At 42.2% G+C, this 23910-nt stretch carries 21 protein-coding genes; 11 read left to right on the forward strand and 10 right to left on the reverse strand.

The genetic code is table 11. The features are described from left to right. Positions 1-53 precede the first annotated feature (53 nt). The gene (locus tag L7A31_RS00085) at positions 54-515 is read right to left on the reverse strand and encodes an MEKHLA domain-containing protein (protein ID WP_237359437.1); all 462 of its coding nucleotides are present in this window, start codon (positions 513-515) and stop codon (positions 54-56) included. 204 nt (positions 516-719) lie between these two features. Beyond that, the gene (locus tag L7A31_RS00090) at positions 720-1958 is read right to left on the reverse strand and encodes an IS256 family transposase (protein WP_237359438.1); all 1239 of its coding nucleotides are present in this window, start codon (positions 1956-1958) and stop codon (positions 720-722) included. Positions 1959-2239: 281 nt separating this feature from the next. On the opposite strand from L7A31_RS00090, the gene L7A31_RS00095 reads away from it, so the two are divergent. Both L7A31_RS00095 and L7A31_RS00100 read left to right on the forward strand, forming a co-directional pair. Continuing rightward, positions 2240-4126 (forward strand): methyl-accepting chemotaxis protein, encoded by a 1887-nt coding sequence (locus tag L7A31_RS00095; RefSeq protein ID WP_237359439.1) that lies wholly within the window; start codon positions 2240-2242, stop codon positions 4124-4126. A 536-nt stretch (positions 4127-4662) separates the two neighbouring features. Continuing rightward, a complete protein-coding gene (locus L7A31_RS00100) occupies positions 4663-6540 on the forward strand; it encodes a PhoX family protein (protein ID WP_237359440.1) in 1878 nt (625 codons plus the stop codon). A gap of 35 nt (positions 6541-6575) precedes the next feature. Here the strand turns inward: L7A31_RS00100 and L7A31_RS00105 are convergent, their stop codons facing one another. Next, positions 6576-7406, reverse strand: coding sequence for an HDOD domain-containing protein (locus L7A31_RS00105; RefSeq protein WP_237359441.1), 831 nt, complete (start codon positions 7404-7406; stop codon positions 6576-6578). Between the two features lie 173 nt (positions 7407-7579). On the opposite strand from L7A31_RS00105, the gene thiD reads away from it, so the two are divergent. Together thiD and L7A31_RS00115 are read left to right on the forward strand one after the other, a co-directional pair. Continuing rightward, positions 7580-8407 (forward strand): bifunctional hydroxymethylpyrimidine kinase/phosphomethylpyrimidine kinase, encoded by an 828-nt coding sequence (gene thiD / locus L7A31_RS00110; protein ID WP_237359442.1) that lies wholly within the window; start codon positions 7580-7582, stop codon positions 8405-8407. A gap of 131 nt (positions 8408-8538) precedes the next feature. Then, positions 8539-9306 carry a phosphatase PAP2 family protein gene (locus L7A31_RS00115; protein ID WP_237359443.1) on the forward strand — a complete coding sequence of 256 codons (768 nt, stop codon included), beginning with the start codon at positions 8539-8541 and terminating at the stop codon, positions 9304-9306. A 59-nt stretch (positions 9307-9365) separates the two neighbouring features. On the opposite strand, the gene hmpA is transcribed toward L7A31_RS00115, so the two are convergent. Then, positions 9366-10550 (reverse strand): NO-inducible flavohemoprotein, encoded by a 1185-nt coding sequence (gene hmpA / locus L7A31_RS00120; protein ID WP_237359444.1) that lies wholly within the window; start codon positions 10548-10550, stop codon positions 9366-9368. 111 nt (positions 10551-10661) lie between these two features. Between hmpA and nsrR the strand changes: the two genes are divergently transcribed. The 4 genes from nsrR to L7A31_RS00140 all read left to right on the forward strand — a co-directional run bounded on the left by nsrR (position 10662) and on the right by L7A31_RS00140 (position 13426). After that, complete coding sequence (gene nsrR / locus L7A31_RS00125; protein ID WP_237359445.1) at positions 10662-11087, forward strand: nitric oxide-sensing transcriptional repressor NsrR; 426 nt, start codon at positions 10662-10664, stop codon at positions 11085-11087. A gap of 42 nt (positions 11088-11129) precedes the next feature. Beyond that, complete coding sequence (locus L7A31_RS00130; protein WP_237359446.1) at positions 11130-11405, forward strand: hypothetical protein; 276 nt, start codon at positions 11130-11132, stop codon at positions 11403-11405. Positions 11406-11455: 50 nt separating this feature from the next. Further along, positions 11456-12226, forward strand: coding sequence for a hypothetical protein (locus L7A31_RS00135; RefSeq protein ID WP_237359447.1), 771 nt, complete (start codon positions 11456-11458; stop codon positions 12224-12226). Positions 12227-12454: 228 nt separating this feature from the next. Beyond that, the gene (locus L7A31_RS00140) at positions 12455-13426 is read left to right on the forward strand and encodes a protein-tyrosine phosphatase family protein (RefSeq protein WP_237359448.1); all 972 of its coding nucleotides are present in this window, start codon (positions 12455-12457) and stop codon (positions 13424-13426) included. 93 nt (positions 13427-13519) lie between these two features. On the opposite strand, the gene L7A31_RS00145 is transcribed toward L7A31_RS00140, so the two are convergent. The 3 genes from L7A31_RS00145 to L7A31_RS00155 all read right to left on the reverse strand — a co-directional run bounded on the left by L7A31_RS00145 (position 13520) and on the right by L7A31_RS00155 (position 17043). Continuing rightward, positions 13520-14446: an alpha/beta hydrolase gene (locus tag L7A31_RS00145; protein ID WP_237359449.1), complete on the reverse strand. Its 927-nt coding sequence runs from the start codon at positions 14444-14446 to the stop codon at positions 13520-13522. Between the two features lie 39 nt (positions 14447-14485). Next, positions 14486-16051: an acyl CoA:acetate/3-ketoacid CoA transferase gene (locus L7A31_RS00150; protein WP_237359450.1), complete on the reverse strand. Its 1566-nt coding sequence runs from the start codon at positions 16049-16051 to the stop codon at positions 14486-14488. Between the two features lie 257 nt (positions 16052-16308). Continuing rightward, positions 16309-17043: a beta-ketoacyl-ACP reductase gene (locus L7A31_RS00155; RefSeq protein WP_237359451.1), complete on the reverse strand. Its 735-nt coding sequence runs from the start codon at positions 17041-17043 to the stop codon at positions 16309-16311. Between the two features lie 302 nt (positions 17044-17345). Between L7A31_RS00155 and L7A31_RS00160 the strand changes: the two genes are divergently transcribed. Next, a complete protein-coding gene (locus tag L7A31_RS00160) occupies positions 17346-18254 on the forward strand; it encodes a LysR family transcriptional regulator (protein ID WP_237359452.1) in 909 nt (302 codons plus the stop codon). Positions 18255-18289: 35 nt separating this feature from the next. On the opposite strand, the gene L7A31_RS00165 is transcribed toward L7A31_RS00160, so the two are convergent. Further along, the gene (locus L7A31_RS00165; RefSeq protein ID WP_237359453.1) at positions 18290-18607 is read right to left on the reverse strand and encodes a hypothetical protein; all 318 of its coding nucleotides are present in this window, start codon (positions 18605-18607) and stop codon (positions 18290-18292) included. A 389-nt stretch (positions 18608-18996) separates the two neighbouring features. On the opposite strand from L7A31_RS00165, the gene L7A31_RS00170 reads away from it, so the two are divergent. Next, a complete protein-coding gene (locus L7A31_RS00170) occupies positions 18997-20460 on the forward strand; it encodes an FMN-binding glutamate synthase family protein (protein WP_237359454.1) in 1464 nt (487 codons plus the stop codon). A gap of 77 nt (positions 20461-20537) precedes the next feature. On the opposite strand, the gene L7A31_RS00175 is transcribed toward L7A31_RS00170, so the two are convergent. Then, entirely contained in the window at positions 20538-20843 is a 306-nt protein-coding gene (locus L7A31_RS00175; protein WP_237359455.1) for a hypothetical protein, read from the reverse strand. Positions 20844-21582: 739 nt separating this feature from the next. Here L7A31_RS00175 and L7A31_RS00180 point away from each other — a divergent pair. Next, a complete protein-coding gene (locus L7A31_RS00180; RefSeq protein ID WP_237359456.1) occupies positions 21583-22932 on the forward strand; it encodes an endonuclease/exonuclease/phosphatase family protein in 1350 nt (449 codons plus the stop codon). 151 nt (positions 22933-23083) lie between these two features. Here L7A31_RS00180 and L7A31_RS00185 read toward each other — a convergent pair whose 3' ends face one another. Beyond that, a complete protein-coding gene (locus L7A31_RS00185) occupies positions 23084-23827 on the reverse strand; it encodes a substrate-binding periplasmic protein (RefSeq protein WP_237359457.1) in 744 nt (247 codons plus the stop codon). Positions 23828-23910: the final 83 nt, after the last annotated feature.

The raw sequence follows: 23910 nt of genomic DNA on the forward strand, positions 1-23910 counted from the left end.
CATAGACTCTTTTAGGTTTATCTATAGTCGCTTCGCTCGAAGCGACTAGCTATTTATAGATATGTCCACTCTTTCAAAATCGCGGCTTGACCATAATATTGTTGATTGTTATCCACTAGATTGAAAACAATAGCGTTTTTAAGCTTAAATCTTCTTCCTGTAGAAGCAATTCTGATTCCACAATAGTCATCAATGTATCCATGTTGACTCACTCTCTGCAACAGGTGATCCCTTTCCTCTTGAACCATTGGTTCTGCTGAATACTTTGAGGGTAACTTCGTTAGATCCTCGAAATCCATCTCAAACAGCTTAAGTGCAGTTTCATTACCAAAATTAAAGATGGGGTCGGATTGATTACCATGGGAAAGAATAGCAAAAGGAGCCTGCCACAAGTCTTGGATAATATGCTCATGAGTAGTGTTGCAAAGGTCATGACCAAAATACGATTTATAGTTTTGAGCGATAATTTTGCCATGCTCGATAAAAAATGGGTTGTTCAAATCAACGTTTTTCACACTTCTTCCTAATATTTGGGTGTGCCTTTATACATTGGCGTTTTTAGAGTAACGCTATTTACCTTTACGGAATTATTTTTTAAGGCAATGTCACTTTATGATTAATTTATTCCGACTATGATTACCAGTACGAAATATGACTAATTTTAAAGTATCGATTCTAAAGTTTGTCAAAGAGCTATTGTCAAATGTGGTGTATGGAGATCATGCAGTAGCCTGTTGATGAGTCTCCATTTCTTTCACCCCATCGATGAAGCGAACATCTTTCACAACATCAGCCAGGAGTTTAAAACCTCGTAGACGACGCCACTTCGTCTCTGCACTGCGCATTAACTTGTAAGCCATCATCAACGTAGTCTTTCTGTTTCCACAGTTCTTCGTCTTGTTCGTGCGCAAGCGTACTGTGGCGAACATTGATTCTATCGGGTTCGTCGTCCTGATATGAACCCAGTGCTCTGCTGGGTAATCGTAGAACGCTAACATTTCAGCTTTGTCTTTCACCAAGCAGTCCGTTGCTTTTGGGTACTTGGCTTCGAAGCGCTTCTGGAAGGTTGAGAAGGCATGATAAGCCTCATTCCTGGTCTCTGCCATCCAGATATCTTGCAGTGCTTCCTTCATCCTAGGCTGAACACTTTTGGGCACCTTGTTAAGCACATTCGCTGTCTTATGTACCCAGCAACGCTGCTGACCCGTTTGAGGCCAGCACTTAGCAACCGCTTTCCAGAAACCAAGTGCGCCATCTCCGATGGCTAGCTTTGGTGCTAACTGTAATCCCTGTGCTCGTAACTGCTCAATGAGTTCCGTCCAACTTGCTTCTGACTCTCGATGACCATCCAGAACGCCAAGGACTTCTTTGCGCCCAGTGTCATCGACGCCAATAATGACGAGCAAACAGAGCTTGTCGTCCATTCTGACGTGACAGTAAATACCGTCAGCCCAGACGTAGACATAGCGACGCTTACCGAGGTCTCGTTTGCGCCACTGCTCGTATTCTTCATGCCATTGCTCCTTGAGGCGACAGATACTGTTGGCTGAGAGTCCTTTTGCATCCTTACCGAGCAGCGACTCAAGAGCGGGTAGCATATCGCCCGTCGATATCCCCTTGAGATAGAGCAGTGGGAGCAGTGTTGCTATGTTTTTAGTTCGCTTGAGATACGGTGGTATCAAGCTGCTATTAAATTTAACACCATTCCCTGAGCGATCTCGTACCTTAGGAATTTGCACTTCCACATCGCCGACACCTGTTTGTAAGGTTCTCTCAGGTAAGAAACCATTGCGAACTATGGCTTGTTTGCCGTCAACCATCGTATTCTGATATTGAGTAAGCAGCTGCTGAAGCTCCGCTTCAACAGCTTGTGAAATTAAGTCTCTTGCACCTTGGCGTATCAATTCAGTGAGCGGGTCTTGTGGTGTATTCAGTGAAACAACAGTATTATCAGTCATGCGGTGTACCTTTCTGTTAATCGTTCTGGTGAGAACTACATCAACAGATTACACCGCAACTTCTTTTCTCTTCCATACACCAGAAACCAGCATAGCTCTTTGTCAAAGGTTAATGAGTATTTTGCCGATAAACTTATGAAGCAGAATAAAACAACAAATTCGAGTTATATAACCCATACAAAGCAAATACATCTTCTCCATATTTGCTCATAGGTAAGCCAAAGGAAACTTAAGCAATTAAGGAAAATTTGCGCTCAATATTAAAAAGTTAAAGGTTTTCTATGTTTAAATCATTATCATTAAAGAAGAAATTGGCAATATCAGCCAGCTTAGCGATCATCGTCGGTGGGTTGTTGGTTGAGTTTATTTCCTTTCGAGCCTCGCTAAGTAGGTTACATACGCAGGTTGAGCAACGCTTAGATAGTGCGACAGCTTCGTATAACCAATATGTGACTGACTGGCTCAAGTCAAAGGAACGTGCATTAACTTCTCTACCAAAAGGTATTCAACCGTCGGCAATCGTTGGTCACTTAGAGCAAGTTCGAGACTCTGCAGGCTTTGACAATGTCTTCTTGGCATACCCAGATGGCAGTCAGAAAAATGCCAATGGTGTTACTCTACCACCTGGTAATAATGATCCTAGAAAATGGGGCTGGTACACCAACGCCAATGCCGATCCATCTAACGTATTTATGGACAATCCAACTGTTGCGGCTGCTACGGGAGAAAATGTAGTCTCACTGGGTAAAGCTTTGAACTTAGAAGGTAAATCAGTGGTTCTAGGTGCTGATGTTGGAATTTCAGACATTATCAATAGTATGAAGAAAGTGATTTTGCCGGGTGAAGGGTACATGCTTATTGCTAATGCTCAGGGCAATATCTTTACTTACCAAGATACCAAGTTATTGAACAAGCCAGTAAGCGTATTGGGTTTAAATATACAAGAGCTTCGTGATGCTGAAAAATCTCAACATGACGTACAAGTCGATATAAAGGGCGAACCATACTTGGTTTACGCACGAAATATTGAAGGCACAAAACTAATGACGGTTAGCGTTGTAAGCTATGACTCTTTAGTTGCTCCACTTTATAGCGCCATGTGGGGGCAAATAATAGTGACAGCTATTGTGGTGATTGCTTGTGTGCTTTTGTTTAACTTCCTCTGTAATGTGCTATTTAGGCCGCTCAATAACGTTTCAAGCGCACTGGCTCAAATTGCTAATGGTAGCGGAGATCTGACTCAACGAATTGAGATTGAAAATAAAGATGAAGTAGGTGAGCTAGCTGATAACTTCAATCGGTTTGTTGAGAGTTTACAGGGCTTAATTGGTCATATTCGCAGCCAATCACAAGATCTGAACCAGCAATCGGATATCAGTACTTCCCGCGCTAATCAATCAGCAAACGAGCTAAACCATCAGCAGCAAGAAATAACGATGGTAGCGACAGCAGTGACGGAAATGGCGTCGGCAACACAGGAAATTGCCTCACACGCAGAGCAAACAGCACAATCGGCACAAGACTCATCTGTTAGTACTCAGAATGGACATGACCTTGTAGTGAACACTAAGGACTCAATTAATAACTTAGCAAATGAAGTAAGTGAAGCGAGTTCCGTAATCAGTGAATTGAATCAGCACGCACAAGAAATCTCCACAGTATTGTCAACCATTCAAGAAATTGCCGAACAAACCAATTTGCTTGCACTAAACGCTGCAATAGAAGCGGCCCGAGCGGGTGAGCAAGGGCGTGGATTTGCAGTTGTTGCTGACGAAGTAAGGGTTTTATCTCAACGTACTCATACTTCGACTGAAGAGATTCGAGCAACTATCGATGTATTGCAAAAAACAACGTCGAATGCGGTAACACTAATGGAGCGAAGCTCTTCTCTGGCTCTCAGTTCGGTAGAAGATGCTGACAAAGCAACACAAGCGCTGGATGAGATAAACTCAGCGGTAGCGAAAATTAGCGATATGGCGACACAAATTGCGACTGCGGCAGAAGAGCAAACTCATGTAACGAGTGAGATCACGCAAAATGTGACTTCGATAAAGGATGTGACTGATCAGCTTGTCGTTGGCGCTACGGACTCTTTACAACAGTCGAACCAATTAAAGTCACAAGCAGAAGACTTGAACTCAAAAGTGGCGACCTTCAAGTTGGCATAATTAAGTTTGAATCGGGTGGACGGTTGTGTCTCTGGGAGAGCGTATCTCCCTTTTTTAAGAGACCAAAAACTAAAAAGCTGGCTTTCGGGCCAGCTATTCTTTTTCGACGTTTATTTATTTAAGATTTATTACTTGGTTGTTTAGAGTCTTTCCAATATTGAATTCGAATACGATGCAATTGAGCTCTTCTCATTTTTTTCATACCAATCCCTCTTATTATTAGCTTCTTCAATGAGCTATCAACAATTATTCCTTTTTAAAACTAGAACAATTTAACCTTGTAGCAGATCATTAACTGCGATATTGCTCACGTTTAAGTAACTAAGTCCCATCCTAGCTAATCTGAAATAGCTAGGAAAGTACCATATTGTAATTCATGGCGATTTTTTGCTCTTACTCGAAGTTTTAGCTGGTGAAACAGTAAAGACTCATTTATTTCACAAAATGATCATTTTTAACTTGTAGGCTCGCCTCGATTAATTTCTCCTGTTTAGTTATTAAACAATAGCTGGACGTATTGGCAAAGGATCGCAACAATGAAAAATAGAGACGACAAACAACCCGCCTTCAGTGAAATGATTGAGTCTTGCCTTAACAGGCGTAGCTTCTTATTAGGTGCGAGTGCAATTGGCGCTGGTGCATTCTTATCTTTGAACCCAGTCGCGACAGCGTTAGCTAGGAGTTCCTCAGACTCTTTAATGCAATTTTCAGCCGTTCCAGTTTCGACTGCTGATAGTGTGGTGGTTCCAAAAGGGTATACCGCGACGCAGTTGATATCTTGGGGAGATCCAATTTTTTCCGATGCGCCAAGGTTTAACCCTAAAGGTAGCGACTCGGCCTCAGTGCAAGCGAGGCAGTTTGGCGACAATAATGATGGTATGAGCTTATTTCCAATTAGCGCGGACCGAGCAGTGTTAGCCATCAACAATGAATATACCAACTACGAGTATCTGTTTCCGCATCAGGGAAGTGAGATGACCAAAGATGATGTGCTAAAAGCACAGTCGGCTGTGGGTGTTAGTGTTGTTGAAATCGTCAAAAGAAATGGTAGCTGGGAGGTAGATAAAGCTGGCGCTAGAAACCGAAGGATCACAGCAAATACTCAAATGGTTTTTTCCGGACCAGCAGCGGGGCATAGTCTTTTAAAAACCAACGATGATCGTCAAGGGATGCATCCCGTCGGGACGTTTGCCAACTGTGCGAATGGAAAGACACCATGGGGAACATACTTAACATGTGAGGAGAACTTTGATGGTTATTTTGGTACTGATCAAGACTTAACACTGACAGATGACGACAAACGTTATGGTGTCGAGGCGGAGCCTAGCAGTACACAATGGGAAAAGCATGATCAACGATTTGATATAGCTAAAAACCGCAACGAGGTGAACCGCTTTGGTTGGGTGGTAGAAATTGATCCTCATGATCCAAACTCTACGCCGGTGAAGCGCACAGCGCTAGGCCGCTTTAAGCATGAAAATGCGGCATTGGTTGTCAATAAAGACGGTCATGTTGTGGTTTACCTTGGCGATGATGAGCGTGGTGAACATTTGTACAAATTTGTGTCGAAGAACAAGTTCCAGCCGGGCAACGACACTGAGAATAGAAAACTGTTAGAAGAAGGGACGTTATACGTTGCCGAGTTCAATGCTGACGACCAAGAGCTAAGCGGTAAGGGAAAATGGATAGAGCTTACCTATGGAAAAAATGGACTTACCAAAGGAAATGGTTTTAGCGATCAGGGGGAGGTATTGATCTTTGCTCGCCGAGCAGCAACGCAAGTGGGCGCAACAACTATGGATAGGCCAGAATGGGTTGCCGTTCATCCAGACAAAACCCAAGTATTTTGCACATTGACCAACAATAAAAATCGGGGTGTGGAAGAAGATCAACCGGTTGGAGGGCCCAATCCGAGAGCCAAGAATCAATATGGACAAATTTTGCGTTGGCAGCCCAAAAATAGTGATCACACGCTCGACGAGTTTGACTGGGATCTGTATCTGATCGCTGGAAACCCAAGTGTTCATCCTGATAGCCTCTATGCTGGGAGCCAAAATATTACGGCAGATAATATGTTTAATAGTCCAGACGGTATTGGGTTTGATGATGCAGGGCGGCTGTGGATCCAAACTGACGGTAACTATTCCAATAAGGGCGATTTTTCAGGCCAAGGTAACAATCAAATGTTGTGTGGCGATCCGAATACGGGCGAGGTGAGGCGATTTTTGACTGGACCAATAGCTTGTGAAATAACAGGTCTCGCCTTTTCAGAGGATCAGCGGACTATGTTCATTGGTGTACAACACCCCGGAGAAAAAGGAGCCCCATCCCATTTCCCGGGAGGTGGTAATAGCAAACCTCGCTCGACAATTATGATGATTACACGAGATGACGGTGGAATAATCGGCACTTAACATAACCTTAAGCTTATTTTTCAGTATTTGTTTATTTAGTTGGAAAGAAGCTGGCTCGCTAGCTCTTTCCCATCTCCAACACTTTGATCGATGATGTGAGCAAACTCAGCGGGGATGCTCAGTAGGCGTGAGTCTGGGTGCTTTTCTATGTAGTCTGATTTCTGTGATTCAGTGTCCATACTCTCCCAGTTATTGTGGATTGAGTGAGCAAAGTGCAAGATGACGGCTAGCTTGGGCGACAGCTCCGCTTCCCTAGGTTGATGAAAGTGCGCTATGGCATCGACCATTTCAGCAGGAAAGTTCCAGTTTTTCGCAAGCCGTGCACCTAAAGTAGGCGCTGATACATCAAGCGTTTCTTCCTGTGCATCGAAAACGTTCTCACCTTGGTTTACTTTTTCTACGATTTGTTGTGCTTGTTCTGGGACTAAAGTATGTATCATTAACTCACCGATATTGTGTAATACACCGATAGTGAATACCTCATTTCCGTCAAGTCCTGTCTTATCCGCTAGTTTGCTAGCAATCACAGACACTTCAAATGTATCGCACCAGTATTCATTCATGTCTAAAGTTGGGACATTGTCAAAAACGCCAGATAAGACAGAAGCAACAACAAGTGTTCTTACAGGGCCAGTGCCAACTCTGATGAGGGCTTCATTTACTGAACTCACACTTTTGCTCGCACCAAAGTGGGCAGAGTTTGCTAGCCTGAGTAGCCTTGCACTTAACACTTGATCCATCGAAATTTTCTCAGAAAGTGAGCTAAAATCGACCTCCTCTTGGTTCACCATGTCTAGGAGCTCTTGCAAAACTTTTTGAATTCGAGGGAGCTCGTTGATCCTAGTTATAAGTGGTGTGTGGCTCATAGTTGGTTCCTTCGATAAAACTAGCAGGAAAGCAATGACTAAACTGTATTGCGTGGGCCTAGCTAGTATGGGTTCTAGTTACTATAGGATAGCAATTCTTATTCATACAAAGCTTTGCTAATATCTAGCCTGAAACACAGACATCCCATTCTTATACAAGTGAATCAAAAACCATGAATCAACCTTCTAGCTCTTCTTCTACGCCTATTGTTCTTACTATTGCGGGCTCAGATAGTGGAGGTGGTGCAGGCATTCAGGCTGATATCAAAACAATTTCCGCTACGGGTAGCTACGCTTGTTCCGCGATAACGGCGATAACGGCACAAAACACATTGGGAGTGTCCGCGGTTTTTCCTACGCCTTACGAGCAGGTGAGAGCTCAGCTAGAGGCTGTTTTTAGCGATATGCCCTTAGCTGCGGTAAAAATCGGAATGTTAGCCAACGCATCTATTATTGGGGTCGTGAGTGAGGTACTGCGCAAGTATGCACCTGAATTTGTTGTGCTCGATCCAGTCTTAGTTTCAAGTAGTGGAGTCCCATTACTTGAAGCTAACGCCATCTCGATGTTAAAAGAACAACTTATCCCACATGTCACCTTGCTAACACCCAATTTGCCAGAAAGCATGTTGTTAACGGGGCGCGATTGTACTGAGTCTGAAGAAGATATCTTGCAGCTTGGTGAGGCGTTAACTCAACTGGGGGCAAAAGCTGCTTTGCTGAAAGGCGGTCATATGAGTGACAAGCACAAGAGCGCAGACTGGCTTTTCTACAACGGTAAAAGTGAGCAGTTTAGCTCAGCCAGAGTAGTGACCAAGAACAGTCATGGAACGGGCTGTACACTGTCTTCTGCAATCGCGTCGTATAGTGCTCAGGGCTACAAGATGAACGATGCTATCCAACTTGCAAAACGCTATATATTTCAAGCTCTAGCGTCTTCTGATAAGCTCAACGTAGGAAAAGGTGTGGGACCATTGAACCATTTTCATATGCTGGATGTATAGTCAGTAGTTGTGATTGAGAATAAAATGAATAAACCTTAGGATCTTTCTACAAATTGACAGCAATTTGAAACATCATTTGAATGTATTGGTTAGTATCACCCCCTGATTTTGGTAAGCATGTGAAAATTATCGTGAATAGATTACTCCATCAAAAGCAATGTGGCTTCTTTATGCTATTGGCTATGTTTGTGTCAATTGCGTTGATAGCAATGTTAACTTCAGGTTTAGACTTGAAGGGACCGGTGAGTAATTTCAGTGGCTTGTTTTTCACAATCTTGACCGATTCTGCGGGCAAGGGATTTGTCATTTCTCTTGCCGTTTTATGTTTTATGGCTAGCCGCTTAGGCATCTCTCGTGAAAAACTACTTGCACGTGGTGTTCAGCTTTTCATTATCTTAGCAATCGGATTTGCAGGTAAAGTTGGTCTCAAAAACTTGACTGAAAGTCCAAGACCATACACTAACTTACTCGCTAGCCAGCTTGTTATCCCTCAGCCTTCTCATTTCTATAACCTAGATAAAGCGCAAAAAATTCAGGTTATTGAATCGATGGCAAATAAAGTGAGCTCATGGAGAATTGCTAGCTGGTTGAAAGGGATGAACTATTCATTTCCTTCTGGGCACACTATTTTTGCAGCAATTTGCATTGCTTTGTTTGGTGGGTTGTTCTTAGAGTATAAACACTACTGGTTTGCTGGTGGTGTACTTGTATGGGCTATGGGGGTTGAATATAGCCGCATATGGATGGGAATGCACCGTCCTGCGGACTTAGTTGGTTCAGTACTGTTTATTTCACTGGTGTATCTATTATTGCCGACGTTTAGTAACGTGGCACTTAAGTTGTCAGCCATGTTACCCGCACGATGCCAGCTTGCCTTCAAAAAATGTAACTCTAAGTAAAAGACATATTAGAATTTTAAGGCCCCCATTATGTCGATAATGGGGGCCTTTACGTTTAATTAAACCACTTTATGTGGTCCAAAACACTCGTAGTGGAATTGCTGATCGGAAACGCCTAACTCTAGCAACTGTTTGGCGATATGCTGCATGAAGCCGATAGGGCCGCAAAAATATATTTTGGCGTTGGGTTGCTTAATCGCTGCTTCAATTTCTTTGAGGTTAACCCAACCTTGGAAGTGATAGTCTTCGCCTAGTTTATCTTGGCCGTTAGGTTCGTTGTACCAGACAAACGAGTTCATATTCGCATGAGTCTGGATCATTGTTTCAACGTGTCTCTTGAATGGGTGGTGTTCGCCATTTTCAGCGGCGTGAACCCAAGTAACAGGTGCGTTGTGCTTCTCCAATGTTTCTAACATGGATAATGTAGGTGTTAGACCAACACCAGCAGAAATCAGTATTACAGGAGTATCTTGCTCAACCTGCATGAAGAAGTCACCTGCAGGTGCTGCTAGCTGTACTCTGTCTCCAACTTCTAGGTTTTGGTGTAAGTGGTTAGATACTTTGCCATCTTGCTCGCGTTTAACGGCAATACGGTAGCTGTTTTCTCGAACTGCAGAAGAGAGACTATATTGACGAATTTCTTGGTTTTCAAAGTGCTCGGAATTGATATAGATCCCTAGATATTGACCGGGTTTGTATGAGCAAACAGGTTTGCCGTCAGTAGGCTCAAAAGTGAAGCTGCATACCGAATTTGATTCCTGTTGTTTTTCGACTAATTCAAATTCACGTAAGCCTCTCCAACCACCAGATTGTTTTTCATTCTCCTGATAAATTTGTTCTTCACGTTGAATAAATACGTTTGCTAGAACCTGATAGGCTTCTCCCCAAGCATTTAATACTTCTTGGCCTGGAGAAAACAGTTCATCAATTGTCGCTAAAAGGTGCTTTCCTACAATGGCATATTGTTCTGCACTAATTAGAAAGCTGGAATGCTTGTGAGCTATTTTTTCTACTGCAGAAAGTAGAGCAGGCAAGTTGTCAATATTTGTCGCATACGCGCATATCGCGTTAAACAGGGCTTCGCGTTGATCTCCTGTTTTCTGATTGCTCATATTGAACACATCTTTCAACTCGGGGTTGTGTTGAAACATTCGATCATAAAAGTGAGCGGTTAGGCTTGGCCCAGTTTCAGCTAGAAGAGGGGCGGTAGACTTGACTATCTCGATTGTTTTATCGCTTAGCATATGGTTTCTCTCATAATTATAAAACTTGCATCACAAATGCATGTTTTATGTTGTATCTCAAATGTATCTTTTAGGCAAGAAAAGAATTATGCTTTTTTGGAGGAGAAAGAAATGCAACTGACGAATTTTACTGACTATGCTCTAAGAACCCTAATATATTTGGCTTCACTACCGGAAGAGCAGCTAACCAATATCACTGAAGTAACGGAACTTTTTGGCGTGTCTCGCAACCATATGGTAAAGGTAATTAACCGTTTGGGTCAGTTAGACTATGTGCACACCGTTCGCGGAAAAAATGGTGGAATTCGGTTGCTTAGGGATTCAAGTGATATTACGGTTGGGCAAGTTGTAAGAGACCTAGAGCCACTTGATTTAGTTAATTGTTCAGTCGAGCATTGCCACATTACCCCTGCATGTCGCCTCAAAGAAAAATTAGCAAAAGCGAAATCCGCTTTTTTAGCTGAGTTGGATGATGTTTCCATTAAATCATTGCTAACTGATAACTCAGAATTACTTATTCTGCTTACACGTTCATGACTGCCATAACTAAGCTTATTGAGCTGATTTAGAGGGAGAATTATGATGATGAAACAACGAGGACCGATATCCGGCTATGAGTTGTATGAACCGGTAAATATCACCTGTGGGTTTATCTTTTTATTCACTGCTGTCGTCTATGTATTGGCATTTTTTGGGATTGAATACACACCTCTCACCACGTTTATCGGCTATTTTGCTCTTGGAGTTGTGGTTGCCATTATTTCACCTCGCTTGAAAATTTGGGTCAAGATACAAGACAGTTCAGAACAGCCTAAAGCTATTGGGCATGCCAGATCCGACGATCGGGAGGCTTAGCTTGTGCTTAGGCCTCAGCTGATTTAATGGAATACACAATTAGGCTCTAAATGCTGACTTTTCTAGCTACGTCCTCCTTGCTGCTCATCACCGTGGCGATTGTGCACAACTTAATGAGTGCCGCTCTGTCCGGTTCAATTTTTGCTAACCGAATGAGCCGAGTTGTCTACAAGATAACAGCTATCATAGGTACACCGATTCATGAGCTTTCTCATGCGATTGCATGTGTGTTGTTTGCACATAAGATTACCAGCATCAAATTGGTAGATTTGTCATTTAGCAATCCAACGCTTGGGCATGTAGGCCATAGTTGGAATACTCGTTCAATATACCAATCCATTGGCTGCTTTTTCATTGCAATCGCTCCACTTATCACTGCAAGTCTCCTTGTGAACTTCTGTTATATGCATGAGCCACATTGGCAGCCTCATTTCAATCTTCAGGGAATGGATGTAGGGCAAGTTTTGCTAACGACTCTTTCTCAATCGGGGTCGATGGCATTTGAATGGTTTGTCTTTTCCGTACAAAACCCTATCGGGTTCGGTAAGTTTCTATTGGTTAGCTTGATTTGTTTTCACTGTATCCCAAGTCGAACCGATTTCCATAATGCAGCTAAAGGTAGTGTCATTGTACTGGTAATCGTCACTATTCTTATTGTGTTGAGCCTTTTCGCCAGCAACTTGGGGTTTGATATATTTCTAAGCACTGACTATTTTGCAAAGTTGCTAACTGCAGTAGCACTGACTGGCAGTGTGATGTTTCTAGCGCAAGCTTTTTGGTTAGGGCTGTTTTTGTTTTCCAAAATTGGCCGACTAAGATAGGTAATCAATTGTGCTTGTGTACCTGATAAACAGAAAGTAATCACCGCACTCAGGCCGGAGCGATAAGCATAGCCGTCAGGCTTAAGCCACGCGCAAAAGTTGCTAACTTGCTACAAAATAATGTAATTCTTACTTAATATTTACAGTTAACCATCTTGTATATCATTAATTCTACTAATTGAGCAGGTTAGTATTTGTATGTGATTAATTTTGCATTCAAGGATAGTTATGGCTCAAATGAAAAAAATATTCTCACTTTCGACTCTTGTTCTTACTACATTAGCGTTACAGGCGTGCTCATCATCAGGCGGTGATGCGCCTAGCAAAATAACTAACCAGTATTGTTCCGAGAGCACATTGAACGATGCCGGACGAGTTCAATTTATCGACCAATCTCGTCAAGGCAATTACTTATTTAGAGGCAATTTACCTGAGCTAAATGATGATACTCAATTTGACTACTCTGGGTTGAAGTCTCGCTTGTCAGCGGCCGCAGAGTGCTCGGATATCAAGCTTCCTGACAATTACCGCATCATAGATATCAGCTTACTTGACCCAATTCTTAGCCCGAAAGACACCAAAGCAAGTTTAACCGAAGCGAAATACTTCCTCGATAACCCAGAGCAAGGCAAATACGTTTCTTGGCCACTACTTGGCTCTTTTGCGCCGCCGCTGCCAAATGAGAATACGCCGCTATTGGCTCAACAGAAAATCGGCTCCACTTATACTTATGACAATTTGATGGAGAGAGCAGAAAAGCTACATCGTATGATGAAAAAGCGCGATAAGGATGGTGTGAAAAATGTTTACTACCTGCACTGCCAAGCCGGCTGTGACCGAACAGGCATGATGTCAATGGCCTATAAGATCATTAAATCGAGAAATCGAGCTAGTCTAGCGACCACGATGGGAGACTATTGGCCAGTCCAAAACGGTAGCGATATTTCAACACACAGTCCTGGATGTGGACGAAACCCGAATTATTGGGCAACCTCTCAAATATTGTGGCTCTGCTATACCAAAGTTGGTGAGTTTGTTGGTGGTGACAATTGGACACAAAATAGTGATGCAATCCATAGAGCTTACATATCTTCATGTTTGGCACCAATCAAGATGGAAAACGACCCTGAGCTGAAGGCCTATAAAGCTTTGCCTGCTGACGGTATGGGTAAGCTTATCTTAGACGCAGGAAAAATCTAATTGAGGCTGTATTGTGCCCATTTTTGAGGTTATCTTACATTACCAACGTCGAAGGCGTATCAGCTAGTGCTGATACGCCGAGTTTCGAGTCAATTATTGATTGGAAAGGAAGTGATGGAGAGAGCGATACAGAGAGTCACATTCTTCACGAACAAGGTTTTCTAAGTTTAGGAAGCCATGAATCATATCAGGATAGTTAAAACCAGATGCTTCTACTCCAGCTTGCTGAAGTTTTTCTACGTACTTCAAGCCTTCATCTCTGAGAGGACAAAATTCAGTGGTAATTACGAAGGTTCTTGGCAGAGCGTTTGAATACTCCATATACAGTGGTGACGCTTTCTCTCTGTTTTCCCCATGTTGAAAATAGTTATCAAAGTACCAAACCATGCCTTTTTCTTCTAACAGGTATCCTTTGCTGTTTTCTTTAACTGACTTCTCACGCATCGTGTAATCTAAGCTAGGGTAGATAAGGATTTGGTTGTCGATTTTAATGTTATCGTCATATTGAGCTTTGTGGCAGATAGATGCAGACAATGCGCCGCCGCCTGAGTCACCAGCGATCGTCAATTTTTTTTCAGGCTCGACACCATTTTTCTCAAGCAGTGCCCAAATATTTTCGACAATTTTATATGCGTCGTTTAGCCCGGCCGGATAAGGGTTTTCGGGAGATAAGCGATAATCGACTGAAATAACGATGTGATTCGTTGCCTTTGCAATTTTGCGACAAATTGGCTCATAAACCTCGATACTACCTGCCATATGGCCACCGCCATGAAAATAGATCATGACTGGTAGTCTTTCTTCTGGGCTAGGGTGGTAGATTCTTACTGGAGTGCCTTCAACGTTATCATCTGTAATATACGCAACAGGCGGATAGTCGGTGACGTGCGTTTGGGTTGTTAAGGCAAATCCCTCTCGCGCTGCTGTCGGGGTAGGGGCAATATTTTGCGCTTCGAGCGAACGAAGAATCTCATTTAGACCAGCTAGCCAGAGCTGCAATTTAGGGTTGACGTTGCGCATAGTAAGTCCTGATTATTGTGGTTGCTAAATGAATATACATTAACGATTTTGCATTGATAAGTTCATTTTCTGTAAGGAAAATAGTCTTCCATCCATTTCTTTCAACTCAGAAGAAATTTTAGGAGAAAAGCCCATTTTGCTCAGAATATCCTTTTCTAAGTCGATGCCGGGTGCAATTTCTATTAGTTCAAGCCCTTGTTCTGTGAGTTGAAAAACAGCTCGTTCAGTAATGTATAGGACGGGCTTGCTATTGAGCGTTGCAGTATGGGCGGAGAAAGTGATCTGCTGGACTTGCTCAATAAACTTATTGATGTGACCGTCTTGAATGATTTGTAACCCAGATTCGGTAATTTTTATATCTGAGTACCCTGCGGTAAAGGTGCCACAAAAGTAGACAGTTTTAGCGTTTTGAGTGATATCGATGAACCCGCCACAACCAACCAGTTTTTGGCCAAACTTAGATACATTGATGTTGCCTACTCTATCAACTTCAGCCAACCCTAGAAACGCTTGGTCAAGACCGCCACCGCCATAAAAATCGAACATTTGATCTTGAGTGATGACGGCTTCTGGATAGGCTGATGCACCAAATGATAGACCGCCAGCAGGAGTACCTCCAATGGCTCCCGGTTCAACCGTCGCAATTGCTTTTTCACTAATGTCTTCTTCTCTAGCGACTTGCGCTATTAACTCAGGTAAACCAATTCCGTAGTTTATGATGGCATCTTGTTTAAGCTCTAACGCTGCTCTTCTGGCAATCACTTTTTTTATATCTAATGGAGACATTTCTAGGCTAGAAGCATGAGGCTTCTCTCCCCTACCGATATAGGCTGGATTGAAGGGCTCTGAGAAGGTTTGTGGGTGCTCACTTTCGTCACACAGAACTATTGCGTCAACAAATACGCCGGGAACTCGGACAGATTGAGGAGGCATTTCACCGGCTTTGACGATGTTTTTTACTTGCACAATCACTTTGCCGCCACAGTTATGAACCAGTTGGGCGATAGCAAGGTTTTCCAATACGAGGCACTCTTCTTCCATCGAAATATTTCCATTTTCATCGGCTGTTGTGCCTCGAAGTAGAGCTATATCAGCATCAATTCGAGGATAGAATAGGTATTCCTTGCCTGCTATTTCGGTTAGTTGGACTTTGTCTTCCACTGTTTGTTGGTTGACTTTCCCACCTTCGAAGCGTGGGTCGATGTAGGTGCCCAAACCAACGTGAGTTATCATACCGGGCTTACCTGCCGCTGAGTCTCGATAAAGTTGGCAAATCACACCTTGAGGAAGGTTGTGGCCTGTTACTTTGCCTTCGTAAACCAGGGATTGTAGTTTGGGAACTAGACCCCAGTGGCCACCAATCACATGGTTGACTAGTCCTTCATGAGCTAGCCGATTGACGGCTTTTTCTTTTCCGTCTCCTTGGCCAGCGGCAAATACTAAGTTGAGTTTTTGCGGTGTTTTCGTTTCCAAGTAACGTCTTTCTAGTGCGCTCTCTAAGGCGTCTGGTACGGCGGAGCCAATAAAGCCGCCGAGGATGACAGTATCTCCATCCTTAACTAGCTTGGCGGCTTCTTCGCTCGAAAGTTGTGATTTTTTTCTCATGGCAGGTACGTCCTAGCTCAATTCTGACTTCTAGTTATAGGCCTACATTTGTATTTTGATTTTACGTAGACCGCTTTCATTGCCGGTATTAGTTGTAATAGGTAATGAGTTTTAGCTTCATCAAAGTGATACTTTGAGAATAATGTAGAACTGTAATGCATTGATGCTGAGCCCTAAGCGACTAATTGTTCAGGTGCTTCGGGCTCATTGCTTAGACTGTTATGAAGGGTAAACTTTGGCGTGTTGGTACGACAAAGTTAAATAACAAGTCCTCCATCGATTTTAAGCGTTTGGCCAGTGATGAAGCTAGACTGTTCACTCGCTAAGAATGCTACACCGTTAGAAATATCTTCACTAGTCGCCATTCTATTTAGAGGTGTCTTGCTGACCATATACTGAATAACTTTTTCTGGTAGGTCTTTAGTCATCGGAGTTTCAACAAAACCCGGTGCTACACAGTTGGCTCTCACCTGCGCGCCTTTGCGAGCAAATTCTTTCGCCCAGCCTTTTGTCATTGCAATAACGCCGCCTTTTGTTGCTGCGTAGTTACTTTGGCCGATGTTACCATCTGTGCCCACAACAGAAGACATAGTCACGATTGAACCAGCATTGTTTTCAATCATTAGAGGAGCGATAGCTTGAGTCATATTGAAAACGCCTTTTAGGTTGACGTCTAGAACGATGTCCCAATCTTGCTCAGTCATACGGTCAAGTAGGTTGTCGCGAGTTATGCCAGCGTTATTTACCAGCACGTCGATGCGCCCATGGCGTTGTTTAATATCTTCTACTAGAGCTTGGATCCCTTCGCGATCGCAAACATTCAGCAGAACAGGAGAGACATTGGTCGTGTTTTCGTAGGCTTCTTTTATAGCATCAATATTCATGTCACAAGCATATACGTGCTCTGCATTTTCTGACGCGAAACGTTCTACAATTGTTCGACCTATACCCTGTCCACCGCCAGTTACAACACAGATTTTGCCTTTAAGCATGATGTTTTCCTCCGTTATTAAATTTCCCTATGAATCCGTAAGATAGGCTTCATAGATATAGCAACTAGTATTCGATGACTCAAATTTTGCCAATGGCATCCAACGCAGAAAGTACAAATGAGCGCCAACCCGCCACTTGACGTATTATTTAGTTATAAATCAATAATATAATGCATTGATTATTAAACGTGATTCACAATGGCGTCTTGATCAACATCATAGAAATGCTATCTAATCGCCGCTTATTGTCCTATATTAGGGATTCTGATTTTTGAAATTGGGAATGCTAGCAAGGTAGCTAAATGTTGGATAAAGCAGCGTTTTTTATAGAAGTAGTGCGCACAGGTTCCATCTCTGAAGGGGCCCGCATTTATGGGATTTCCACCTCTGCAGGTAGTCGATGGATTAAGGAGTTGGAAGAAGAACTTGGTGTTAGTTTGCTGATGCGTTCAACCCGAACAATCTCCCCAACCGATGTCGGAAAAGAGCTCTATGAGCAATATAGTCCCATATATCAAGGGGCGAATGATGTGTTTACTGGCATCCAAAATCTTGGTCATGAAATCAGTGGGTTGATCAAAATTGCAGCTACGCCACTTTTTGCCCAGAAGTTTTTGAGCCAAATTGTGGGTGAATACTTGGCAATGCACCCAAAGGTATCTTTCAAAATAATTGAAACGGCATTACCTGTTGATCACCTGCATGAAGTTGATTTTTCTATCAAGGCTCATGCGACCTATAAAGGACATCTTGATAAAGATAGCTTGCTAATAAAAAGAGTGTTGCTTCGTTATCCATTGGTGGCCTGCTGTTCTCCAGACTATATTCAAAAATATGAAGAACCTATGACTCCAGAGGAGTTGAAATATCATAACTGCCTTTATACGTCGACGCTGGTGGGAGGGAATCGTTGGCAATTTGAAAAAGGTGGCGAATTTACGACCGTTGAGATAGCGCAGACCATCGAGATAGAGAACAGTATGTTTGTGAAAAACGTCGCGATGCAAGGTGGTGGTGTAGCGTATTTACCGAAGCAGTTAGTAAAAGGAGAACTGCGAGAGGGGAGCTTAGTCTCTATTCTTAATGATTACGTCAAAAGTGAGTTTGAACTTAGCCTTTATTATCAAAAGCGGACACAAATGCCCGCACGATGTACTGATTTTAAAGACTATCTAATCAAGAGAACCAAGCAGCTCAAGGATGAGATGTAATTACCCCTTAAACTGAAGCACTGGATTGGACGATATTAGCTGCTACTGGAATCACTTGAGTTGGCTGCTTGTTGCGCTTCATACTGTTTGATGAATGCAGACAAAAAGTTTTCGTCGTACTGAGCTTTGCAACTAGAGTAGTCTAATTTTCTTCTATCGAACTCAGAGGCGACGGCCACTCTAGTTTGGGTTGTAGGCCTAGAAAAGTATAGCGTCTGGCAAAGCTCCATATTGGTCATGTTTTGCGGGTAGTTCGTGACTGTACCATTCCCAATACCCATTTCATTTGCCTGATGTTCCGTGCAACCGGCTAGCAAAATAATTGTCATCGCGACAAAACAGCAACGCAGCATAGTATCTCCGATAAATGCGCCCTAGCGAGTAGGGTATGTAATACAAAGGTTGTGCGCATTCTAGCTATCTTTCAGTAAAAGCGGGAGGGCAATGACCCCCCAATAACCGAAAATTAACCTTTCTATTTATATCGGTACCAATTTAACTCAGACAAGCTACGGAGATACCATTAGATAATACAAGGCACACATTACATGTGAGCACTCACTTACTGATGGGTGGTATTTTAGTTACTACGTATTGAGTGCAAAGGTAACAGAGTCGTTAAATAAAGCTCGACGATATACATAGTGATTGATTTATACTCTATAAAACCGCGAGCAACCGAAGTGAAGCGAGGCTCGTGGGAAAACAAATAACAATAAGTCAACTTCAATAAGGCTCACACATGTCGTATAGAAAAATTTTTATCTTTATGTCTACCGTGCTAAGCATCATGGCGATCGCCAATCAGATTTTGCTTCAAGGTGATACCTTAGTGCTGATTCTAATACTCGCGTTTAGCACTCTAGGTTGGTATGACCTATTACAGAAGAAAAATGCAGTATTACGTGAGTACCCGATATTTGGTCATTTAAGATATATTTTGCTCGATATTGCCCCAATCCTTCACGATTACTTTGTAGAAAACAACACCGAAGGGCGACCATTCAGTAAAAATGCGATTAAACAAGTCTACGCCAGAGCAGAGAATAAACCCGGTTATCACCCACTTGGTACCGAACGTGATTTTTATAAAGAAGGTTTAGAGTGGGTTGGGCACAGTATGTTCAGCAAAGGGGAGTTTCAGGATCCACCAAGGGTACTCGTTGGTGGGCCAGAATGTACGCATCCTTATTCCGCTTCTATCTTAAACATTTCTGCAATGAGCTTCGGTGCTCTTAGTAAAACTGCCATTCAGTCTTTGAATAAAGGTGCTGCTTTAGGTGGATTTTCTCACAATACTGGAGAAGGTGGACTCACCCCTTTCCATATGGAAGGCGGAGATATTGTGTTGCAGGTTGGCACTGCAAACTTTGGTTTTCGTTACCCTGATGGCCATTTAGATGAAGAAGCTTTTCGCAAGAAAAGCACTTTAGAGTCTGTAAAAATGGTTGAAATAAAGCTATCTCAAGGAGCGAAGCCCGGCCATGGTGGCGTTTTGCCTGCTGTAAAAAATACAGCGGAAATAGCGAAGATTCGCATGGTCGAGCCTCATACTGATGTGCTTTCTCCACCATTTAACCCTTCTTTTCCAACAGAGGAAAAGTTGGTGGAGTTTATTGGTAAGTTGCGAGAGCTTAGTGGCGGAAAACCAGTAGGCATAAAGTTATGCGTAGGACAGCCCAAAGAGTTTGAATCACTGCTAGATAGGTTTTTATCACAAGACATCTATCCTGATTTTATCACTGTGGATGCGGCAGAAGGCGGTACGGGAGCGGCACCGCTCGATTACTCTAACCATATCGGTATGCGCGGCGATGATGCATTAAAGTTTGTTCACAACTCGCTTATTAATAAAGGGCTCAGAGATAGAATTAAGATCATATATGCGGGTAAAGTAGTTTCTGGGTTCGGTATGTTTAAAGCATTTTGCTATGGTGCTGATCTTTGTAATTCAGCGCGCGGTTTTATGCTATCACTCGGCTGTATTCAGTCGCTAAAATGTCATACGGATCATTGTCCGACTGGAGTTGCGACTCAAAACCCAGAGCTAGCTAAAGGGATCGTTCCAAGCTTTAAAGCGCACCGAGTTAGAAATTATCACGACAATACGATTGCTGACTTTATCGATATTGCTGAGACTGCAGGTGTCACTTCATTTAGCCAGTTCTCGCAAGAGTTGATTAGTATTTATAAGCCAGTCAGTTAGGAATATAATAAAAAGGCACTACCAAGTAGTGCCTTTTCTAAGTTCAGTGTTCTATCTTTCGTTCCATTACCGATTCATTACAGAAGATCACGCATCAACATTTCGTATTCTTCATTGGCATCTTCAATCAAGAGATTGAGTTCTTCGGCGTCTTTTTTGTTCAATGTAAGTTGCCACTGACTTTTTTTTCTACCTTTTTCTTCACATCCAGAAACTATTGTCTTAGACCCTACTTTCTTAAAAGCCAGTGAATCAAAGGTTGAGCTATGGTGTTCACGCTTTTCCACAATGTCGACGTCCACAATACCAATCGGATTTACTTGGATATGCGCGTGGAAATTTTTCGTATCCTGCAGCAAGTAGTCTCTGTGCTTAGCGATCATAACCTCTCCTTTTGTCGATAGTACAAATACCGCACAATTAGTGTAGACCAAGACCATAGGAATATCTGGCAAAAAATAGGGATGTTTGAACTTACGCAATTAGTTGTTCATGAACTGCATGTTTTTGCAATATAAAAGAGATATTCATTCACTTTTTGACAATATTGATAGATAACAACTAACTATTGGCATTTGCTACTAAGCTACAATTCCCATTTGACTTTCAAAATAACAAAAAATCAAATAGATTCATGTGCTTAAAGTGATGTTTCTATTGCTTTGATTTGACTAAATACACTCATTTATATCAGGGGCAAATCGGATAATATATTGTATTTTCCGCTACTTTCCCTATTTGAAAATATAAGCAGTTTCAAATGAAGAATTTTACTTCAAGTTCTTTGCTTTTTTTGGCGTCATAACCCCTTTCGATTTGCGACTTTTCGACACTGAATATACTGGAAAAATCTTACCAAGTGTGTCCGTGTTTTGGTTGATCTAACTTCTGCCATCACGATAGTAATATGAGCGTAAGGTAAGCTTTTCGCTTACTAAGAAATCGGCTGCTAGTACATCCATAGCATCACATTATGTTGTCGGTATCTCATCTCATTTTGGTTACACAAATAGAGCTCACAGCCTAATTAACAGATTGTTTACATTTGGCATTTTCTTGTGTTTGAGTAACTTAGATTGGTATTGGCCAATATATTAAACTCGTCTAACTAGGATTGTTAACATGTCGAATTTAAAAGTTGCAGTATTAACCTACAACCTTGCAAACCAAGCTTACTCAAAAACAAAATCTGGAATGAACAACATTGGTATTCTGGCTCAAGCCTTACTCAGCTCTAGAGCAGAAGTCATCGCTGTCGGTACGCAAGAAGGGAACAGCTTTCACAATGCAATGGGAGCAAAGCTCAAAGGCTATACAGATATTGGCAAAGAGATCATGCGAACAGCTACCAAATGGGGTGACATGTTTAATCCCAAAGAGCATGGTCAAGGGAGCGTTCAACTTAGAGTATATGTAAAAAGCAAGTATGCTGTGGATACTATGATTTCTAGGTCGACAATAGAAGTTGTCCATAAAGGTAGTGTTCATCATTCGAAGAAAACCCTTCCCGGCACGCCTTCGTGGAATAAAGGGGGAAATTACGTCATCCTGAAACTCGTACTAGCGACACCAATTGGTCAAAATCAATACAAGAAAAAGACAGGGTATATTGCTATCTGCAATATTCATTTTGACTCGGCAGAGCAGAGTGCTAGGAAACACGAGTATGACAAGCTGATTGATGAAGTTGCTTCATACAATGTTCCCCTTTCAGCTTTAATCATGGTCGGAGATTTCAACGAGAGAATGACCATTGGTAAGTTCATCGGAGGAAATGAACTGTCGACGGGCTTAGCGAAAAGTCGCAAATATTCAGTGATGGATCAGTTTGAAGATGTATCAACGTTTTCAAAGTCAATGGGTGGCGTGAATAAGAATTACCATAATATTAAAGGTAAGTATGACAGTAAAACCCTAAATAAATGGAACTTTCATAAGGATCTACAGAATACAAATATCGATAATTCAAAGAATAACAACAGTTACGATCTTTTCCAAAACGAGTACAACTCGCAGGTGAGTTCTATTCAGATCCGGCAGCGCCTACAACAGAACTTTCAACAAGTGTTACCCCAGTATAGTAAGCTGCAATTTGTTCCACCTAGAAGCTTTAACTCAACGTATTTTCCTAGTATGAACAAGGTACTCAATCCAAAATTTGAAAAGAAAAGTGGCAATACTAAGGCAAATTACGGTGTGCTAGATAGGGTAGGCTTTATTAGCCATGGTAACTTTCTAGTACCAAGCCGAACTCGGTGCGACATTATTACCCAAGGCTTAAACTACAAATATCGCAAAAATCACAACACGGTTTCGTTTGATAACTTTAATCAGTTTGAAAGTGATCATATTCCGGTGATTGGAGTGTTCTGTTTCAATTGGAGTGCACGACTAAAAACGGTTCGCCCGCAGGTTACTTCAAACTATCTAGGCAAGAAAAATTACGGCCAGAAAGTGCAGTCAATTTTTTAGCTGAAACTTGGCCAAGAAAATCGGCCACTTCTTACTATCCTACAAATCGATTGAGTTGCCTGTGTTTAGGTGACGACATAGTGGATTGGCGCTGCTCGGGTGTGAAAACCCGAGCGAATTTGCTTCCAACTTAGCTTAAGAACGGCAAAATCTACAGGCCCCCTATATGCTTTTCGAGTATGTAATCGATTCTTCCGCTATCTCTTAGCTCTTTAAAAGAAGAATCTAGTTTGCGTTTCAAGGCGGGGTTACTGTTTTTGTTTAATCCTATGTATTCATCGAAGACGAGCTCAAGAGTGTAAACAGCTTCAACTTCAGTCCAGCTTCTTCCATGCTCCTTCAGATAGAAAGACAGGACAGCTGGCGAGCTAGAGATAAACGCCACTCTTCCTGAGATAAATTTTCCTACATTTTGCTTTTCTGAATTTGTCGTATCTAAGTTTACATCTGCAACAAAGCCTAATTTCTTCAGCTCTTTCTCAGACGCGTAGCCTTTTACCGCACCGACTCTATGAGCCTTAATGTCCTTGATGTTGTTAATAACTAAGTCGCGACGAGATTTCAATTTATAGATATTCACTGGGGTTTTGAAAATAGGTCCAATCCACGTAAAGTCATTTTCTCTTTCTGGTGTTCTAGACAGGGTGAATACCAGAACATCTGGTTTGGTTTTCGCCATCAAATAGGCTCTTTTCCATGGGTAGAAAGCAATTTCAAGCTCGACACCGGCATTGGATGCCATTGTTTCTAGCACTTCTACAGCGACACCAAGAGGTTCACCGCCCTCTTGATATACAAAGGGGGGGTAGTCATCTGTGACTGCTTTTACAGAAAGAGAATCATCTGCAAAGCAAAAGAAGCTAATAAAAAATAGAGTAGAGAATAGAGCTCTCACAACAGCCTCAGCAATACCAATATTAAGCCTACTAATTGTAGGCTCTTTTCTCTCAATAAACGTGCCTTATATCTAAACAGTCT

Origin of the sequence: Vibrio marisflavi CECT 7928, from assembly GCF_921294215.1 — a bacterium.
GTDB lineage: Bacteria > Pseudomonadota > Gammaproteobacteria > Enterobacterales > Vibrionaceae > Vibrio > Vibrio marisflavi.

Bases quoted from the DNA above. Each gene is read 5' to 3' on its own strand.
- L7A31_RS00175 (WP_237359455.1), bottom strand. From the start codon at position 20,843: ATGATCGCTAAGCACAGAGACTACTTGCTGCAGGATACGAAAAATTTC.
- L7A31_RS00180 (WP_237359456.1), top strand. From the start codon at position 21,583: ATGTCGAATTTAAAAGTTGCAGTATTAACCTACAACCTTGCAAACCAA.
- L7A31_RS00165 (WP_237359453.1), bottom strand. From the start codon at position 18,607: ATGCTGCGTTGCTGTTTTGTCGCGATGACAATTATTTTGCTAGCCGGT.
- L7A31_RS00145 (WP_237359449.1), bottom strand. From the start codon at position 14,446: ATGCGCAACGTCAACCCTAAATTGCAGCTCTGGCTAGCTGGTCTAAAT.
- L7A31_RS00160 (WP_237359452.1), top strand. From the start codon at position 17,346: ATGTTGGATAAAGCAGCGTTTTTTATAGAAGTAGTGCGCACAGGTTCC.
- L7A31_RS00170 (WP_237359454.1), top strand. From the start codon at position 18,997: ATGTCGTATAGAAAAATTTTTATCTTTATGTCTACCGTGCTAAGCATC.
- L7A31_RS00095 (WP_237359439.1), top strand. From the start codon at position 2,240: ATGTTTAAATCATTATCATTAAAGAAGAAATTGGCAATATCAGCCAGC.
- L7A31_RS00155 (WP_237359451.1), bottom strand. From the start codon at position 17,043: ATGCTTAAAGGCAAAATCTGTGTTGTAACTGGCGGTGGACAGGGTATA.
- L7A31_RS00135 (WP_237359447.1), top strand. From the start codon at position 11,456: ATGCTGACTTTTCTAGCTACGTCCTCCTTGCTGCTCATCACCGTGGCG.
- L7A31_RS00130 (WP_237359446.1), top strand. From the start codon at position 11,130: ATGATGATGAAACAACGAGGACCGATATCCGGCTATGAGTTGTATGAA.
- hmpA (WP_237359444.1), bottom strand. From the start codon at position 10,550: ATGCTAAGCGATAAAACAATCGAGATAGTCAAGTCTACCGCCCCTCTT.
- L7A31_RS00090 (WP_237359438.1), bottom strand. From the start codon at position 1,958: ATGACTGATAATACTGTTGTTTCACTGAATACACCACAAGACCCGCTC.
- L7A31_RS00105 (WP_237359441.1), bottom strand. From the start codon at position 7,406: ATGAGCCACACACCACTTATAACTAGGATCAACGAGCTCCCTCGAATT.
- nsrR (WP_237359445.1), top strand. From the start codon at position 10,662: ATGCAACTGACGAATTTTACTGACTATGCTCTAAGAACCCTAATATAT.
- L7A31_RS00150 (WP_237359450.1), bottom strand. From the start codon at position 16,051: ATGAGAAAAAAATCACAACTTTCGAGCGAAGAAGCCGCCAAGCTAGTT.
- L7A31_RS00140 (WP_237359448.1), top strand. From the start codon at position 12,455: ATGGCTCAAATGAAAAAAATATTCTCACTTTCGACTCTTGTTCTTACT.
- thiD (WP_237359442.1), top strand. From the start codon at position 7,580: ATGAATCAACCTTCTAGCTCTTCTTCTACGCCTATTGTTCTTACTATT.
- L7A31_RS00100 (WP_237359440.1), top strand. From the start codon at position 4,663: ATGAAAAATAGAGACGACAAACAACCCGCCTTCAGTGAAATGATTGAG.